Origin of the sequence: Paenibacillus terrigena DSM 21567, assembly GCF_000374845.1 — a bacterium.
Classification (GTDB): Bacteria; Bacillota; Bacilli; order Paenibacillales; family Paenibacillaceae; genus Paenibacillus_K; species Paenibacillus_K terrigena.
This window is the reverse complement of the sequence record NZ_KB895412.1, coordinates 333,483-349,951: the sequence shown is the minus strand read 5'-3', so window position 1 is coordinate 349,951 and position 16,469 is coordinate 333,483. Positions and strand designations below refer to the sequence as shown.

General features: G+C 46.9%; 16 protein-coding genes. 6 read left to right on the top strand and 10 right to left on the bottom strand.

Going from position 1 to position 16,469, the window contains the following annotated elements:
- Window positions 1-20 precede the first annotated feature (20 nt).
- From C558_RS0101655 to C558_RS0101645, 3 genes are read right to left on the bottom strand one after another with little or no spacing between them, the layout of a single operon-like run.
- Window positions 21-899 carry a sugar phosphate isomerase/epimerase family protein gene (locus tag C558_RS0101655; RefSeq protein WP_018754472.1) on the bottom strand — a complete coding sequence of 293 codons (879 nt, stop codon included), beginning with the start codon at window positions 897-899 and terminating at the stop codon, window positions 21-23.
- Between the two features lie 39 nt (window positions 900-938).
- Window positions 939-2,225, bottom strand: coding sequence for an alpha-L-fucosidase (locus tag C558_RS0101650; protein WP_018754471.1), 1,287 nt, complete (start codon window positions 2,223-2,225; stop codon window positions 939-941).
- Window positions 2,226-2,244: 19 nt separating this feature from the next.
- On the bottom strand, window positions 2,245-3,624 hold the full coding sequence (locus C558_RS0101645) for an alpha-L-fucosidase (RefSeq protein ID WP_018754470.1): 1,380 nt from the start codon (window positions 3,622-3,624) through the stop codon (window positions 2,245-2,247).
- A 197-nt stretch (window positions 3,625-3,821) separates the two neighbouring features.
- Between C558_RS0101645 and C558_RS0101640 the strand changes: the two genes are divergently transcribed.
- Window positions 3,822-6,098 carry a helix-turn-helix domain-containing protein gene (locus C558_RS0101640; RefSeq protein ID WP_018754469.1) on the top strand — a complete coding sequence of 759 codons (2,277 nt, stop codon included), beginning with the start codon at window positions 3,822-3,824 and terminating at the stop codon, window positions 6,096-6,098.
- Window positions 6,099-6,171: 73 nt separating this feature from the next.
- Here C558_RS0101640 and C558_RS0101635 read toward each other — a convergent pair whose 3' ends face one another.
- The 6 genes from C558_RS0101635 to C558_RS0101610 all read right to left on the bottom strand — a co-directional run bounded on the left by C558_RS0101635 (window position 6,172) and on the right by C558_RS0101610 (window position 12,359).
- Window positions 6,172-7,770, bottom strand: coding sequence for an extracellular solute-binding protein (locus C558_RS0101635; RefSeq protein ID WP_018754468.1), 1,599 nt, complete (start codon window positions 7,768-7,770; stop codon window positions 6,172-6,174).
- A 37-nt stretch (window positions 7,771-7,807) separates the two neighbouring features.
- A complete protein-coding gene (locus tag C558_RS0101630; protein WP_018754467.1) occupies window positions 7,808-8,716 on the bottom strand; it encodes a carbohydrate ABC transporter permease in 909 nt (302 codons plus the stop codon).
- Between the two features lie 18 nt (window positions 8,717-8,734).
- Window positions 8,735-9,697, bottom strand: coding sequence for an ABC transporter permease (locus C558_RS0101625; RefSeq protein WP_018754466.1), 963 nt, complete (start codon window positions 9,695-9,697; stop codon window positions 8,735-8,737).
- A gap of 400 nt (window positions 9,698-10,097) precedes the next feature.
- Window positions 10,098-11,141, bottom strand: coding sequence for a YdcF family protein (locus C558_RS0101620; RefSeq protein WP_018754465.1), 1,044 nt, complete (start codon window positions 11,139-11,141; stop codon window positions 10,098-10,100).
- Between the two features lie 28 nt (window positions 11,142-11,169).
- The gene (locus tag C558_RS0101615; protein WP_018754464.1) at window positions 11,170-11,805 is read right to left on the bottom strand and encodes a TVP38/TMEM64 family protein; all 636 of its coding nucleotides are present in this window, start codon (window positions 11,803-11,805) and stop codon (window positions 11,170-11,172) included.
- 71 nt (window positions 11,806-11,876) lie between these two features.
- The gene (locus C558_RS0101610) at window positions 11,877-12,359 is read right to left on the bottom strand and encodes a MarR family winged helix-turn-helix transcriptional regulator (protein ID WP_018754463.1); all 483 of its coding nucleotides are present in this window, start codon (window positions 12,357-12,359) and stop codon (window positions 11,877-11,879) included.
- 132 nt (window positions 12,360-12,491) lie between these two features.
- Between C558_RS0101610 and C558_RS0101605 the strand changes: the two genes are divergently transcribed.
- The 5 genes from C558_RS0101605 (at window position 12,492) to C558_RS0101585 (ending at window position 15,989) form a co-directional block, all read left to right on the top strand.
- The gene (locus tag C558_RS0101605) at window positions 12,492-12,935 is read left to right on the top strand and encodes an SgcJ/EcaC family oxidoreductase (RefSeq protein ID WP_026263674.1); all 444 of its coding nucleotides are present in this window, start codon (window positions 12,492-12,494) and stop codon (window positions 12,933-12,935) included.
- Between the two features lie 91 nt (window positions 12,936-13,026).
- Window positions 13,027-13,710: a response regulator transcription factor gene (locus C558_RS0101600; protein ID WP_018754461.1), complete on the top strand. Its 684-nt coding sequence runs from the start codon at window positions 13,027-13,029 to the stop codon at window positions 13,708-13,710.
- Entirely contained in the window at window positions 13,707-14,798 is a 1,092-nt protein-coding gene (locus C558_RS0101595) for a sensor histidine kinase (protein ID WP_018754460.1), read from the top strand. Before C558_RS0101600 ends, C558_RS0101595 begins: the two co-directional genes overlap by 4 nt.
- Window positions 14,799-14,818: 20 nt before the next feature.
- The gene (locus C558_RS0101590; RefSeq protein ID WP_018754459.1) at window positions 14,819-15,265 is read left to right on the top strand and encodes a DinB family protein; all 447 of its coding nucleotides are present in this window, start codon (window positions 14,819-14,821) and stop codon (window positions 15,263-15,265) included.
- A gap of 49 nt (window positions 15,266-15,314) precedes the next feature.
- Window positions 15,315-15,989 carry a hypothetical protein gene (locus tag C558_RS0101585; protein WP_156825955.1) on the top strand — a complete coding sequence of 225 codons (675 nt, stop codon included), beginning with the start codon at window positions 15,315-15,317 and terminating at the stop codon, window positions 15,987-15,989.
- A gap of 123 nt (window positions 15,990-16,112) precedes the next feature.
- Here C558_RS0101585 and C558_RS0101580 read toward each other — a convergent pair whose 3' ends face one another.
- Window positions 16,113-16,376, bottom strand: a complete 264-nt coding sequence (locus C558_RS0101580; RefSeq protein WP_018754457.1) for a zinc ribbon domain-containing protein — start codon at window positions 16,374-16,376, stop codon at window positions 16,113-16,115.
- Window positions 16,377-16,469 lie beyond the last annotated feature (93 nt).

The following is a 16,469-nucleotide window of genomic DNA, read 5'->3' as shown; positions in this document are numbered from 1 at the left end:
AACTCCTTTATTCACCTAGCTTAAAGGGTGCATTCTTCCCAAAAGCGGCGTAAGTTGTCCATTGCAATGCGGGAGGCCGATTTACATTCTTCCATCCCTTCAAATTCAATCGTAATGTATCCGTCGTAGCCGGATTCCTTAATCAGCTTGACGATTTTGCGAATCTCGACATCCCCCTGTCCAACAATAGCTCCGCGTAAATAGTTCCCATGCGCAGTCAAGAACCAATCGCCATCACCCGGGTGCTGATCATATGGACGGAAATAGAAGTCCTTGAAATGCACAAGCGATGCGTAAGGCAAGTTCTTCTTGACGCCGATAATCGGATGCTCGTCCACACACATGAAATTTCCGATATCAAGCGTCGTCTTGAAATTCGGACGGTCCACGGCGTGCAAGACACGCTGTACCCGGTCGCTAGCCTGCACACTAAAGCCGTGATTCTCAATCGTCGTCGTAATGCCGTACTGCATTGCGTAATCGGCAATGAGCTGACTGCCCTTCACCATCAGATGCAGATTCTTCTCGAACCACGCAATGGTCATCTTCTCTTGCGGAATTGTAAATGCGGTCACATCATGCCGCATATGCTTCATGCCAAGTCGGTGTACAAGATCGACGTGCTGCTTAACCCGGGCAATCTCCTCATCGAATAATTCATCCGTCTCTTGCACGAAATTAGCCGGCATCGAATAGTTAGACAGATCAATGCCGACTTCCTTCGCTTTCTCCCGAACAGCATCCGCTAGCTCCAGGTTATCAACCAGGGTATAACCGTACGGAACAATCTCCATATGCTCTCCGCCGTTATCCGCAATCCACTGGATGGCATCAAGAATGGTCATATCGCCCGTCTTTAACACATTGAGCAAACTATATGAGCTTAATCCGATTTTCATGGCTCTTCCTCCTTAGGAATCATAGACACGATCGATGAACTAATTGTGTGTTACAACCGCGCCGGATCCGCCATACATCTCGATTTCCTCGTCGAATTCGAGCTTCACGACCGTCACCTGCTCGTGCGTATCTTCCGGTGTCATGTGAATCCAAGTCGTGCCCGGAATGTTGAACCATGGCACGCCGCCTTGGATCTCATGCGTCAGCTCTTTGCCCGAGTGCAATACCGTAGCTTTACGGATTTTATTGCAAAGGCCTTTTAGGCAGATATTCTCTTTTGGATCGTCGTAGACGAAGAGGTAGAGCGTCTTTCTGTCCTTCGAAATCGTACTTCCGCCCAAATAGTAACGCGTCATAATGCCCTCGTCGGTACCGAATACAGCTTCTTCGTGCGCACGAATCCAATCGCCAAGGCCAAGCAGAATCGCTTCTTGACGCGGATCGACCGTTCCGTCCTCCAGCGGTCCAATATCGAGCAGCATATTGCCGCCCATCGAGATACAATCACAGAACATCCGAATGATCTGGTTCAGCGATTTGTAATTATCATCTGCATGCTGATAACCCCATGAGCTGTTAATCGTCGTACAGAACTCCCACGGACCTTCGGGACGCGTAATCGGAATTCCCTGCTCAGGTGTCTTGTAATCCCCGTGTCCTTGAAGGCGTGAGTTAATGATCAGATCCGGGTTGAAAGACAGCAAGTAATCTTTGAACGCCGGCAAATTCCATTGCTCCGCGCTGCGCTCCCAGTCTCCATCGAACCAGAGCAAATCGACCTTACCATAGTTCGTGAGAATTTCACGCAACTGGTTATTGTTGAATTCCAAGAACTTCTGCCATTTCTCCTCATCCTGAATGCCGTCAACCGGACTTGAATGTTTGTTCACTTTGCTTAGATCTTCCGGCACCTTGCCGCCTTCGAACACGCTCGGATAGTCCGGGTGGGACCAATCGATCAAGGAATAGTACATCCCGAGACGAATACCCTTTTTCGTAATCGCATCCGCGTACTCCTTAATCAGGTCGCGCTTCGCAGGGGTCTTTTTCACCACGTTCAAGTCGCTGTACTGCGTGTCCCAGAGTGCAACACCATCATGGTGCTTCGTCGTTAGCACCGCGTATTTCGCGCCTGCCTTCTCGAACAGATCCGCCCACTTCTCCGCATCGAATTTCGACGCCGTGAACCCGTCTAGTTGCTTCATATATTGTTCGTGCGTAATCCGTCCGTTATAGAACGACCAGGATTCTGACACACCATCTACCGCATAAATCCCATAATGAATAAAAATCCCAAGCTTCGCATCCTCAAACCACTTTTGCATTTCTCCTTACCCCTCTCAATTATTGAATTCGGAATACATGTGCAATCGGTGCCTTATCTTGCTGCTCCACCTTCGGCATACGAATCGCGACGCCTTGCTCTGTCCGGCGATAGGTCAAGTTGTCCTGAACGCCAATCAGATCAATCCGCTTATCCGATTCGAGCTGAATCGGCAGATGCATTTCTTCAGTAACTTTCTCTTGCTCATCTTTGTATAAATAGAACGCATATGTCGTGTCGCCCTTTTGCGTGAACTGGTAGCTGCCTACCGAATAAGGCGCGCACGTGCGTGTGCCGTAAATCGCTTCACCATGGACCTTGAGCCAATCTCCCATACCCTTGATGCGTGAGATCGCTGTCTTCGACAATCTGCCATCCGGCTGCGGTGCCACGTTAAGCGCCAAGTTGCCGCCCTTCGCAACAATTTCCACGAGCAGATGGATCAATTGACGTACAGGCTTGTACGTATCTTCATAGCGGAAGGAGAAGGCACTTCCCATCGTTATGCAGCTCTCCCACGGCACGTTCAGCGGACGTTCAGGAAGCGTCTGCTCCGGCGTAATCAAATTCTCGTAGGGTCCGCCTACCGTGCGGTCAGCTGAGAGCAGCCAAGGCTGGATTTCACGCGCACGTTCGACCACTTCACCCAAGCGAATGTCTTGTCCGCTCCGTTCACAGACCCAACCCGCATCCAACCAGAGCATATCAATTCGGCCGTAACGCGTCATGAGCTCCATAATCTGTTCATGCGTGAATTGAACGAATGCTTCCCAGAGTTCCGGATAATCCTTCGGATCATAGGAAGGACCGCGCGTCGTAAAATCGCTTCGCTCCATGCCCGGCGCCCAATACGTCGGCGTGTTCCAATCGGCCTTTGAGAAATAAGCGGAAATCGCAAGCCCTTTGGCACGGAACGCATCGAACAGATGCTGGCAAATGTCTGCATATTTGTGTGTATTGAACGGACAACTCGGATCCGTAATGCTGTAATCCGTCGTCTCTGTATCCCACATGCAGAAGCCGTCATGATGCTTGGTCGTGAAGTTCAAGTATTTGAAGCCGTTGTCTGCAGCGAGTTCAGCCCAGAGCTCCGGTTGGAAGCGAATAGGGTTAAACGTCTTGTTCAGCGCAAAATACTGCTCCTTCAGCTCCTCGTCCGTCACATCCCAGTCAATCTCGTTACGGGACCATTCTTTGTCCTTGTCAATCAAGGCCCAGGATTCAACGACACCCAGCTGTGAGTATGGACCCCAGTGCATCATCAGTCCAAGCTTCTGATCCTTGAACCATTCCAGACGTTCGAGCAGCAGGGGATCGGTAGGCTTCACCCACTCCTCTTCGCTGCTATAGTTGTGAACACCTTGCTCGACAATTTGATCCTCTACATGATTCTCACTCATACGATACGAATCCTCCATACTGGCGATCTATTCGCCTCAATTTCTTGCAAATTTCTGAATTTATTCTTCACCCTATCTCAAAACCTAAAATTTTTGGTATCATAGAATAGAATGAAGATTGGTTCACCTTTCATCCCTGTACTTCGATGGCTACCAATCAGCTTTTGTAGGACGCAACTAGAGGAGGCCACCAAGGCATGCAACGGAATTATTTTAAATCGAAGTTATTCTTGAAGTTTATTGGATCCTATCTACTTATTCTCCTCATTCCTCTACTTTTTGCAACCGTATTCATATATCGCAATGCCGTAAATAATCTTCAATCGGAGATTGAGCAATCACACCTCAACCAATTAACCCAGACCAAGACGGTTATTGACGGGAGAATCAAGGAGCTTAGCGAAATTTCTTCGCGAATCTCTTATGATCAACGACTGACACCTTATCGTGTCCATGACCCTTATGACAGCATGGAAGCGATATCGGCACTGAATAACTATAAAGCTACCAGTTCGATTATCTCGGAAGTTTTCTTATATTATCATAACGATGATCGAATCTACTCTTCGCAAGGGATGTCCACGCTCGATGTGTTCGCAGCCCGTTATGGCTTCACGAACTGGTCGCACAAGGATCTTATGGAAGAGCTGAATACAGCGAGATTCCCATTGATGCATCCCGCAGATACAGTGAACAGGAATACCTACTTGCAGGAGTCCATGCTAGCCTATACCGTGCCGATTACACCGAATAGTACGAATCCGCATGGAAGCGTGCTCTACTTGATTCGCGAATCGGAGTTCGCCAGTCTAATCAGTTCCGTACTCGGCAATTATCAAGGATTGACTTACATCTATGACAACAATGGTCAGGTCCTGACGCATTATGGAACGGGCGAGAAGCTCTCCGTCCAAGATACCCAATCCTTGACCAAGCTGAAGCCCGGCATTCATGATCAGAAGATTAACAACCAGTCGCATTCGATTGTGTCGGTCAAATCCGATAAGAACGGCTGGACTTACGTAACACTCATGGCCAGCGATCAATTTTTCAGCAGCATTATCCATGTTCGCAGCTTCATTATCTTGTTATTCTTCATTACCCTGAGCATTGGCGCTGCGATGGCCTATGTCCTTGCGAGAAGACAATATCACCCAATCTCTGAACTCGTCAACCTAGCAAGTGCCAAATCAGGATCGGTTCGTTCGACGGGTAATGAACTGGAGCATATTCGCAGTACATTGCAAGACTACAGCTCACGCGTTGACTTGCAAGAGCCCTATGCACGCAACCATGTCTTATCAACCATATTGAAATATGGGAGTGCTCGAAGCTTAACACCTGATATTCTGGAAGCCTTTGACCTGCGGCTTGATCAGCCGAACCACTTCGTGATGGTCTTCGGTTGGGAAGTACCCGAAGAGGAACTGAGCGAAATTCAAGATCGACAAGCCATGGTCGAGCTGCTTACTCGCATCGAATTCCCGCAGCTGCTTGCTCATGCTTATGGCGTAGAGCTGCCCCAGCTGAATCAGATTGCACTTATGGTCAGCTTCGACCACGATAATCTTCTTGCCAGCGAACAGCATGTCCGCTACATTGTCGAAGCCGTACGCAGCCATATGCTCGAGATGTTCGAAGAAATTCCTGCTCTTGGCGTCGGAACCTGTTATGCCAGCCCGGACCAACTGAACCAATCCTTTATTGAAGCTTGTTCAGCCGTAGAACTTCATACCGGACAAGGCGTAGTTACGTATTTCGAGAAATTATCCGGGTCACCTGACCATACGTTCTTAATACCGAATGCCGTCCTGCTGAAGCTCTCGCAGAGTCTGAAGCAGGGAAGCTATGATGTCGCAGAACAGATTATTAGCACAGCGATCCGTGACCTTCTTACATCAGAGCATTCAGCGCTGCTCACCCGCTGCATTTGCTATGATATTCTGAATACCATGCTGAAAACAGCGTCCGAGCTTGGCATTCACAATGTCATGCAGGAGGTAGCCTCCAATATGATGTCGAGCTCCTTGGATGAACTAGAGCGTCATTTCCATGTGCTCGCTGCCAAAATATGTTCAGAGGTCGAGCAGAACCATCAGAAGGAAGAACATTCTCTCATGGATCAGATTGTCGGTTATATTGATGAACATTATATGGACCATTCGCTTAGCCTTGAATCGGTATCCTACGAATATACGATTTCGCCTTCACATCTAAGTCGTTCCTTCAAGGAGAAGGTGGGTATCAACTTCATCCAATATATCTGGCAGAAACGAATGGAGGAAGTTCAGCACCAATTGAAGACAACCAATGATCCGTTAAAAGATATCATCATGCGTGTCGGATACCTCGACACACCAAACTTCATTCGCAAGTTCAAGAAGGAGACCGGTTATACACCCGGACAGTACCGGAAGCTCTATGCCGATCCGGCCCAGGTGGGCGATGAACTGCCTCCCGATGAACTCACATAGCTGATAGACCAACACCCGGTATGCCTTAGCATAACCGGGATTTGTTGGTTTGAGGCTATATAGGGATTCGATCTTAACGATCGTGAGCCGCTTGATACAGTTCAACGATACGGTCGCTGCCCATTTTCTTCAATTGTGCTACATATTTATCCCAGTTCGAGAGCGGTTCTTGACCTGTTACGAATTTCGCTTCCATCTGGATCACGTATGTGTTCAGATCCGATAACAATGCCGTTGCTTCCGTCTGCTCCGCATCTGTTAGGTACACGTTCGGGAATGGAGATTTCGCAATTGGAACCAGCTTCTCTTTGTTCTCTTTGTCGATCCATTCATCAAATGTGCTTCTTAAACCTTTTGTAAGCTCGCTGGAATTCATACCAGGAATCAAGATCGCATAGTTCGGTGTAATCGTACCTTTGTATTCTTCACGATCGCCGCCGCCTGGTACTGGAAGCCACTCTTTCTCATGCGTATCTTTGTTCTTGTATTTCCATAAGAGGTTCTCAGGACCTTGCGAGAACAATGTAGCACCTTCATAGCTGTAGATATAATCTACCCAACGCATGGTTGCTTCTGGATTCGGGTTGCTGCTCGTAATCGCAAATGTACCTCTTGTCGAAAGTCCTGGATGCTTACCGTATACAGGAGAGTCGGCAATTTCACTCTTCACTGGCGTCATCATTGGGTTGTCTTCGCTCGGCTCGCCGCCAAGGGTGAAGTACGGGAAGTAATCACTGAACAATGCCACTTGATTGTTTTTGCCTTTTGCTTTTTTCTGCTCATCTGTTTGCGAGAATGTCTCGTGGTCTAAGAGGTTATCTTTCCACAATTTGTTCATGAATGTTAGATAGCCTTTGTAACCTTCTTCTTGTGGTGTGTAGTGTACTTTGCCTTCTTTATCTGCATAGTAGGCTTCACCGTAAATACCCCAGAATCCGAGGAAGTACATCCGTAGATCGTCAAGCTTCACCGATGCAAGAGGCACTTCATCTTGTTTGCCATTACCATTCGCATCTTCGTCTTTAACACGTTTCAAGTATGTGTATAGCTCATCTGTTGTCTTCGGCAGTTCTGTTACACCAAGCTTTTTCAAGAACTTGCCGTTATACCACATCGGTCCACGGTACCACACAGCAGACAAGTCGATGTTCGGAAGCGCATAGATATGACCATCCGGTGTCGTGAAAGACTTGCGGATTTCTGGATGCTCGTCGAAAATTTTCTTCAAGTTCGGTGCATATCCACCGTCAATATATGGATCGAGCGGGATAAGAACGCCTTGTGTACCATACGTTACTTGCTCCGCCGGCTTCAAATCTGCCGCGAAGAAAACATCTGGTAAGTTACCACTCGCGAATACGAGGTTCTTCTTCGTCTCGTAGCTATCGAGCGGCGAAAGCTGATACTCCATCTTAATGCCTGTCAATTTCTCCATCTCTTGTAGGACAGGCATTTTATTCCAATCCGCAAGCCCAGCATCTTGCGACATCATCTTAAGTGTAAGCGGCTGGCTTACGATCGGAAACCCCTCTTTCTTCACATCTTTAGCCGCTTCAGACGTGTTCCCGCCTGCTGCGCTCTCTCCTTCTTTGGAGGAACCACATGCAGCTAACAAAGATGTTGCGAGTGTGAGGCATAGTAATACGGCAGATGCTTTACGTAATTTCATCATGTTCATACTCTCCCCTTTTCATATATGGATCAAAAAATCAGCCCTTAACGGAACCGATCATGACACCCTGAACAAAGTAACGCTGTAAGAATGGATAAACGGCGATAATCGGTAACGTAGCAACAATAATGACGGAATATTTCATCAATGCCGCAACCTCTGCCTTATTATTCATCGCAGATGCTGATGCTAAGTCGATCGCGCCGCCGCCTTGTGCCGCCATCTGTTGAAGAACGAGAATCTGACGCAATACAAGCTGGAGCGGAAATTTAGCCGCGTCGTTGAGATAGATCATCGCTGAGAAGTAGCTGTTCCAGTGGCCTACACCATAGAATAAAGCCATAACCGCGATAATCGGCGTCGATAATGGCAGAATAATCTTAACGAACATCCGCATATTCGTACATCCATCGATCTGTGCCGCTTCTTGCAGTTCCTTCGGAATCGAAGACTGGAAGAAGGTTCGCGACACGATAATATTCCAGATGGATGCTGCGGAAGGAATAATGAGCGCCCACATAGAGTTCACCATACCTAGTTCTTTGATGAGCAAATAACTTGGTACCAAGCCACCGCCGAAGAACATCGTCACCATGAACATCCCCATGAAGAAGTTGCGTCCTACGAAGTCTTTGCGGCTGAGTGCATATGCAGCTGGCAAGGTGACCGCTAAGTTAACCAATGTCCCTATAGCCGTATACAGAATGGTATTCCCATAACCTGTCCAAATCGCTGAATTCTCAAATACTCGCTTATATCCTTCAAAGGTTATGCCTTTCGGCAACAGCCACATCTCACCGGACCCGACATACTTCGGATCACTAATCGAGGCACTAAGCATATAGACGACAGGATAGAACACAATAATAAACGCAAGGAATACATAGATATAGTTGCAAATTAGAAATACTTTGTCCCGTCTAGTTTCTTTAACACCGGAAACCATCAGTCTCACCCCTCTTTTCTACCACAAGCTGTTCTCACTGCTGCGACGTACGATTTGGTTGACGGTAATTAATAGAATAGCGTTAATTACGGAGTTGAACAAACCGACTGCTGTCGAGAAACTGTACTGCGCATCCACAAGACCTGATTTGTAGACGAATGTCGAAATGACATTGGACGCTTCCATATTAAGTGGATTCTGTAGCAATAAGATTTTCTCGAAGCCAACACCGAGCAGACTGCCGATATTCAGAATGAGAAGAATCATGATCGTCGGTACAATGGTCGGAATGTTAATGTGAATCACACGTTGGAAACGAGATGCTCCATCGATGATCGCCGCTTCATGCTGCTGTGGATCAACGCCTGAGAGCGCTGCCAAATAAATGATCGTTCCCCAACCTGCACTCTGCCAGACACCGGATAACACATACATCGTCTTAAACCATTTGGGATCGGTTAAGAATTGCGGTGCATCGAAGCCTAGCCATGTAATAACGTGTGTAATCAGCCCTGTTGAAGGCGACAAGAACGTAATGATCATCCCTGCCATGACGACGACGGAGATAAAGTGCGGCGCATACGTGACGGTCTGAGCCATTTTCTTGAAGAAACCGTTCTTCACTTCATTGAAAGCAAGTGCCAGAATGATCGGGATCGGGAAGCCGACCACAAGTTCATACAAGCTGATGCTTAGTGTGTTCCATAGCAAGTCCCAGAAATAATAGGAGTCAAAGAATCGAGTGAAGTGATCGAACCCGACCCACGGGCTTCCGAGAATCCCTTTTGTCGGAATGAAGTTTTTAAATGCGATCTGTATGCCGTACATCGGACCATAATGGAAGATCAGGAAATACAAAAACGCTGGTGCAATGAATACATAGAGTTCCCAGTTCTGAACAATCCGCTTCCACAATTTTTTGTCTTTCGACTTTAATGTTGGAAGTGTGTTGCTCGTTAAGGCCCCATTGGTATTCTGCATAGGTGTCACCCCTTCCTGATGAATATAGTTGTCGTTAGCATCGTCATCCATACTTGGAATCGAACCTTGCTAGCGCTTACAACCAACATACCGAGGATTGGAATGACCGTAAATATGTCATTTTGGACGGTACCTGCGAACGCTTACAGTATACGTTTTCATCATTTTCACAAGATCGTTTCCACATACTTACAATGTGTTATTCTTGCTCAGAAACCGCGCCATTACGCCATTCGCAATTTTGGCCAATCGCAAAAACAGCGAAAAATCAGGCTTTTACAATGCACTGTGTTAGCGATAACAAGAATGACATGCAGCACTTAACCTTCGCCACAACAAAAAAAAGACGAGCAGCGTGCTTTCGTCGCACGACTACTCATCCTCTTTGGTCATCCTTCGTCTAACCTTTACCAAAATAATATTGAAGGCCTACGCCTATCATGGATAATCCCAATACAATCCCTACGACAATGCCATGGCGCTTGCGATTCATCACCACAACAGCTATATATTCACGAATCATCGCGTTCGGCCAATAATAGAGCGCTGTCTTCGCACCAATCCCTTGGCTGGATAACCCCGCTTGGCGAGCATACATTCCGGCACGGAACAGATGGAAACTGTTCGTCGAGAAAATGCTGTTATAGCTGCCCCCTTTTAGATCGTCCATGATCTTCTTGGAGAACCGCATATTCTCATAGGTATTCGTTGATTGATCCTCTTTGATGGTGTGCTCTACAGGAATGCCCTGCGCTACGGCATAGGCTTGCATGGCTTCAGCTTCCGACAGATTCTCATCCGACCCTTTGCCACCCGATAAAATGATGGTTGGCGGCGATCCGACAGCTTCCTGCTTGCGATAAAATTCAATCGCTTTAAGAATGCGATTCGCGAGCAATGGCGGAACCTGATTACGAATCAAACCGCTCCCTAGAACGATAATAAAATCTTGATCCAATCTCGGTTTATTGAACTGATACAGGAAATAGGCCGATAGGAAACTGAATAAATTCACCAGGAAGTAGAGGAAAATGAACATAACCCCGGGATACAAGATTTGAATCTCCTTCGGTAAATAGCGGATCGGCTGGATGATCGTAAGAATGATAAATAGTAAAATACCAATGCCCAAGAGCAACGTGAGATAATTCGAAAACTTCCGGCCTTCTTTGCGAATCAGGATTCTTGCATTAATGAATAACACGATGACCAGAGCGTACACGCCAAAAGTCAGCATGATCACGATCAGGACGATCGGGATAATTGCGAGAATCTTGAGAAATGTCTGATCGGACGCAAAGGCTGCAATAATGCTCGCAATTCCCGTCGAGCAGATGAAAATGTTAAATAAAAAACCATTTACCGTTCTTCTCGGGTCTCTTAGATAGAACCACAGGAAAAGAACGAATGAAAGAACTGGAACAATCCACAAGTAAAAACCCATGCTGCGTTAGAACACCTCTTCTATACAATCATTTCATCGAATCCAACGGCACCGTTGTCGTATCGATCGCTTCTTCTGCACGCGCGAATCGCTTCTCAATCCGCTTGCTTACCCATAAGGATGCCACAATGAAGAGAACGACATACAACAGCTCTATCGGACGCTCCATGAACCTTCTCATGTCATAACCGATATAGGAGACCATCAGGACCATGATCGCTTTGCCCATTCCACAGGCTAAGAGGAACGATCGGAATGGCATACGTGCCGCTGCTGCGGCAACGGTGACGGCGACAAACGGACCTACAGGTAATATGCCAAGTAAGAACACGTAACTAAATGCATTCTGCCGTGCCCAGCGCATCCCCCGCTGAACCTTCGGCTTCGACGTCCAGCGTTTTGCGAATCTGGAGCCGGATATTTTGGCTACGATCAGGTAGGTGACAGCACAGCCACTCACAAGTCCAATCCACGAATATAAGAATCCGAGCCAGAACCCATAGACAGCCGCATTTCCCCCAACCAGGACAATCGTCGGCAGTGGCGGTATGAAAGACTTCATAAAGGTTAAGAAGATTCCGGGAAACGGCCCAAGCGAGCGATACTTCTCCAGCAGCTCCACCCAGTTGCCGTCAGATATATAGGATAGAATATCAGCAATCATCTCTTACGATGCACCTACTTCTTGATTTCATTCCTCCTATTATAGCACCGAACAGAGATCCGTAGATATAATTAATCCTTACCATGAATACGCTCTATTTCATCCATCGACATCTGGTTCGAAGCTTGCAAGAAATCGAGGATCACTTGGAGCTCCTGCTCGGAATAGCGGGACAACAATTTCAATGTGTTGTCCTGTATGGAACGGAAGCGTTCGCCAATCCGTGCAACCTGCTCCGGGATGGCTCGCACAATGACTTTACGGCGGTCATTCGGATCCTTCTCTCTCCTCGCGAATCCTGCCTTCTCGAGCCGATCGATGATACTCGTTACCGCCCCTGTCGTAAGACCCGTCAATTCTGCAAGCTGTCCTGCGGTAACGCCTTCACCTTCACCTTGGCTAAGGAACATCAGGCACTTATGATCCGTTGCATTTAATCCGTATTCATCGGCAATCGCTTGATGGAATAGGACAGCACGTGCGCTGTTCTCTCGTATTTGTTCGATTAACGCCCTGTTAATCTGGGGCATATCGGGCTTATGATCCGTTGACATGGCAGAACACTCCTGTTATGATGAATAATATCTTAATTAGTTAAGATATTTAATTCAACTTAATAAGTTAATGAATGGATTACGTTAAATTTCATTTAGTATACCACAGGATCATGATAAGCAGAGAAGCCAATGAACAGTCAATTGGAGGATCGAATGGCGATTCACGACCTATTCAACCGTTTGGCACAAACTTGGGATGCAGGAGACGGAGCGGCCTATGGACAATGCTTCTCAGAGGATGCGGACTATGTGACGTTTAGCGGTGAGCATCTTAAAGGACGACAGGCCATTCATACCGTACACCAAAAACTATGGGATGGCGTACTTCGTGGCTCCAAGTTGATAAATCAGGACACAGATATGTCATTACGATTCATAACACCGGAGCTGGTGATCGCCCATGCAACCGGAGTCGTGCAACTGCGATTCCACAAAAAACCGCCGAAAGCCCGTCAATCCATCAATACCAATGTGCTGGTCAAAATCGATGGTGAATGGAAGGTGGCTGCTTTTCATAATTACCGAATCAAGCGGCCGAACTGGATTCGGCGCTGGATGATGCGTTCGAAATAACATTTCGCCCTGCTTCATTCCGTATTTCGTTTAAATGTTGTTTAAATAGATCGTGTATACTGCTTATATAGTTGGGTAGGAGGTTGTATACATGACTAACATTATGATCGTCGATGACGATGCGCATATTCGTGAGCTAGTCTGCCTGTTCTTGCGGCAGGAGGGATTTCAGACCTGTGAAGCAACGAATGGTCTTGAAGCGCTTGACCTGATTGAACGCACGAAAGTCGATATGATGATTCTCGATATTATGATGCCGAAGATGGATGGCTGGGAGTTGTGCCGCGAACTGCGGAGACACTACGATATACCGCTCCTCATGTTGACCGCGAAGGGAGAGACAACGCAGAAATTAAAGGGGTTCGATCTAGGAACAGACGATTATCTCGTCAAGCCCTTCGATCCCTTAGAGCTTGTCGCAAGGGTGAAGGTGCTGTTAAAGCGATACCAGATTACGGCTTCCCGCGTGGTTACCTTGGGCAAAATGCAGCTCAACCACAATACGCTTGAGGTGACAAATGGCCTCGGAGAGGCCACCACACTGCCGCCCAAAGAATTCGAGTTGCTCTTCAAGCTTGGGAGTTACCCGGAGAAGACATTCACAAGGGAACAGCTGATCCAAGACATTTGGGGCTATGACTTTGAAGGGAATGAAAGGACACTCGATGTGCATATGAATCGTCTGCGGGATCGGTTCCCGCAAGATGCCTATGGATTCCGCATTCGCACAGTACGCGGCATTGGGTATCGTCTCGAGATTGAGGCCGAGTCATGATCAAACGCATTCGAGAGCAGATATGGTTCCGTATCCTGCAAGCTTGCATCACAATTCTACTCTTCTTCGTCGGCAGCGGCGCGGCCGCTTATGGACTCTATTATTGGCTGCGTGGGACGAATATTACGCTGCCATCATCACCTTTTTGGGGCTTTATTCTCATTCAAGTGGCAGCTCTCATCATTATGGCCATGATCGCTACCCCACTCGCCTTCTATGCGAAGCGCAAGTCCGAGAAGACGTTTAACCTCGTCATCACAGCTCTGCAGCGAATTGCCAAGGGCGATTTCTCAGCCTACATCAACCCGCAAGAGCGAGTAGACGACGAATTCGGACGGATCATCATGAACATCAATGATATGGCCATCCAATTGAATGAATTGGAGAACATGCGGCAGGAATTTATCTCGAATGTCTCGCATGAGATCCAATCCCCGCTCACTTCTATTCGCGGCTTTGCAAGAGCTTTGCAACGGACGGATTTGGAGCCAGACATGCGAGCGCATTATCTCGACATCATTGAGACGGAGAGCGTGAGGTTATCGAGGCTGAGCGAGAACTTATTGAAGCTGACGTCGCTAGAGTCGAAGCATCACCCTTTTGATCCGAAGCCGTATCGGCTTGATCTGCAGCTGAAAGCGACGATCCTCGCCTGTGAACCGCAATGGCAGGAGAAGCAGATCGAGATCGAAGCGGAAATGCCTGAGTGCATGGTCATCGCGGATGAAGAGATGATGAGCCAGGTATGGATCAATCTGATTCATAATAGCATCAAGTTCACACCCGCAAACGGACTCATCACTGTACGAGTGGATAGCGACGATCCCCGTCACGGTCCTGCTCGCATACACATTACAGACACGGGGATTGGGATTGATTTAAAGGCACAGAAGCATATTTTCGAGCGATTCTACAAAGCGGATACCTCACGAAACCGGGACATTGGCGGCAACGGCCTTGGTCTGTCCATTGTCAAACGCATCGTGGATATGCATGGTGGGGGCATTACGGTGAAGAGTGCGCTCGGAGAAGGAACAACATTTACGGTCGCCCTTCCGGCGCCTGAAGAACAAGCACCACAAAAATAACAAAAAACAGAGGGAAAAACATGAAAGCAACAATAGACAGATTACAACATTGGATTACCGAAGTTCCTGTTAGGATCGAGTCATTGTCTGAACTCAAATCTTCCATACGACCACAACCTCACAAATGGTCCAAAAAAGAAATCCTCGGTCATCTGTGCGACTCTGCTCTAACGAATATGCAGCGTTTTGTACGTGCACAATATGAACCTCAGCCCTACGTCGTGCTTAAATATGCGCAGAACCAATGGGTGGAGCACATGAATTATCAGAATCAGCCTATGGGACAGATCTTGAACCTATGGATTGCATTAAATACGCAAGTGGTAAACATTATTGCCCACATTCCTGAAGACAGGCTGATATACACCTGCGATATCGGCGAAGGACAGATGGTCACGTTGAAATGGCTTATTGAAGACTACCTGAAGCACTTGGAGCATCATCTGGAGCAAATATGGGAGCGGTAATATCCCATCTTCATTCTGGTTATAGTAACCATGGGTGACGAAAATGAAGATGAAAAGATGGATTGTGTTACTTATGGGATGTGCAAGCCTGCTTCTCTCGATTGAAATAGCAGGAGCACGTAATACAGATGTATCTATGCAATTTGCTCAAGCAATACGTGTGAAAGACTATTCACTAGCTCAATCTTATATGTCATATGGAGTGACGCTTCCTGAAATCAGAGAAAATAGTCCGATAACTAGCTATCAATTGGTTAACTCTCCATTAAAGCATGTCAAAGTTCTGACAGCGAATTTCCTAGATGAGACGTTAGGTGGTGAACGGCTTGCCCTCATATGGGAGATAACTGTTGAGAACAATAAAATCACAAATATCCGAACGGTATTCGATGGTGCCAACCCGCTAGTAGACGAAGCGAAGCTCATCCACGATTACCAACAGTTATTCCAAAGAGAAATATATGTGCCTGCTCACTTCCCTTTTGAAATTACCCATTTCAGCGGAGAAATTCAACATATCCATCAGCGATTGGTCCTAAGATATCACAACTCGGCTATAAACGGGATCATCCAAATTTATATTATGCCCGCAACGATAGCGTTGGAGAAATACAAAGGATTCCACGATCAATTTCATACTTTTCATGATGGAACAAAGGTTCTTTATCGTACAAATTCCCACATCGGTTACGAGTTGCGATTTCAAAAAGAAGGCAGATTATAAGATAACCTTCGGTAACAAGGAATACCTGAATAAAAAAGATTTTACAATTGAAGAATTCTTCCGATTTGCAGAATCCATGAAACGAAAAGAAATGCCGCAAAATACGGCATTTCTTTTTCACTTCTATCCCTTCCACCGCTCCAGTTGATGCAAGTTGCGCGTAAATAGCTTGCCAATAAACCTTGGAAAATGGAATTCCTTCATCTTGCCGATCACCCGTTCACGCATCTCATCTAGCGTAATATTCGGCAGCGTAAATGCCCCGTTTTCATAACAATGGCTGCAATACATCGTACTCTTCGTGCCATCTGCTTCCGATCCGCCGCCACGCTCGTCACTAGACATCGGCATCCCGCAGCTCTGACAGTTTTTGTAGACGGTACTCATTCTGTCACCTCGTTCCTTTCCTTGCATTGTTCTTGATCTTGCACAAAGTATACTTCCCAGCTCGTCTAACCACAATCGAAATTTCAATTTGAC

Coding starts and splice junctions, on each gene's coding strand:
- C558_RS0101655 (WP_018754472.1), bottom strand. CDS start 899: ATGAAAATCGGATTAAGCTCATATAGTTTGCTCAATGTGTTAAAGACG.
- C558_RS0101610 (WP_018754463.1), bottom strand. CDS start 12,359: ATGTCAACGGATCATAAGCCCGATATGCCCCAGATTAACAGGGCGTTA.
- C558_RS0101605 (WP_026263674.1), top strand. CDS start 12,492: ATGAACAGTCAATTGGAGGATCGAATGGCGATTCACGACCTATTCAAC.
- C558_RS0101615 (WP_018754464.1), bottom strand. CDS start 11,805: ATGATTGCTGATATTCTATCCTATATATCTGACGGCAACTGGGTGGAG.
- C558_RS0101635 (WP_018754468.1), bottom strand. CDS start 7,770: ATGATGAAATTACGTAAAGCATCTGCCGTATTACTATGCCTCACACTC.
- C558_RS0101620 (WP_018754465.1), bottom strand. CDS start 11,141: ATGGGTTTTTACTTGTGGATTGTTCCAGTTCTTTCATTCGTTCTTTTC.
- C558_RS0101625 (WP_018754466.1), bottom strand. CDS start 9,697: ATGCAGAATACCAATGGGGCCTTAACGAGCAACACACTTCCAACATTA.
- C558_RS0101630 (WP_018754467.1), bottom strand. CDS start 8,716: ATGGTTTCCGGTGTTAAAGAAACTAGACGGGACAAAGTATTTCTAATT.
- C558_RS0101595 (WP_018754460.1), top strand. CDS start 13,707: ATGATCAAACGCATTCGAGAGCAGATATGGTTCCGTATCCTGCAAGCT.
- C558_RS0101580 (WP_018754457.1), bottom strand. CDS start 16,376: ATGAGTACCGTCTACAAAAACTGTCAGAGCTGCGGGATGCCGATGTCT.
- C558_RS0101600 (WP_018754461.1), top strand. CDS start 13,027: ATGACTAACATTATGATCGTCGATGACGATGCGCATATTCGTGAGCTA.
- C558_RS0101650 (WP_018754471.1), bottom strand. CDS start 2,225: ATGCAAAAGTGGTTTGAGGATGCGAAGCTTGGGATTTTTATTCATTAT.
- C558_RS0101640 (WP_018754469.1), top strand. CDS start 3,822: ATGCAACGGAATTATTTTAAATCGAAGTTATTCTTGAAGTTTATTGGA.
- C558_RS0101590 (WP_018754459.1), top strand. CDS start 14,819: ATGAAAGCAACAATAGACAGATTACAACATTGGATTACCGAAGTTCCT.
- C558_RS0101585 (WP_156825955.1), top strand. CDS start 15,315: ATGAAAAGATGGATTGTGTTACTTATGGGATGTGCAAGCCTGCTTCTC.
- C558_RS0101645 (WP_018754470.1), bottom strand. CDS start 3,624: ATGAGTGAGAATCATGTAGAGGATCAAATTGTCGAGCAAGGTGTTCAC.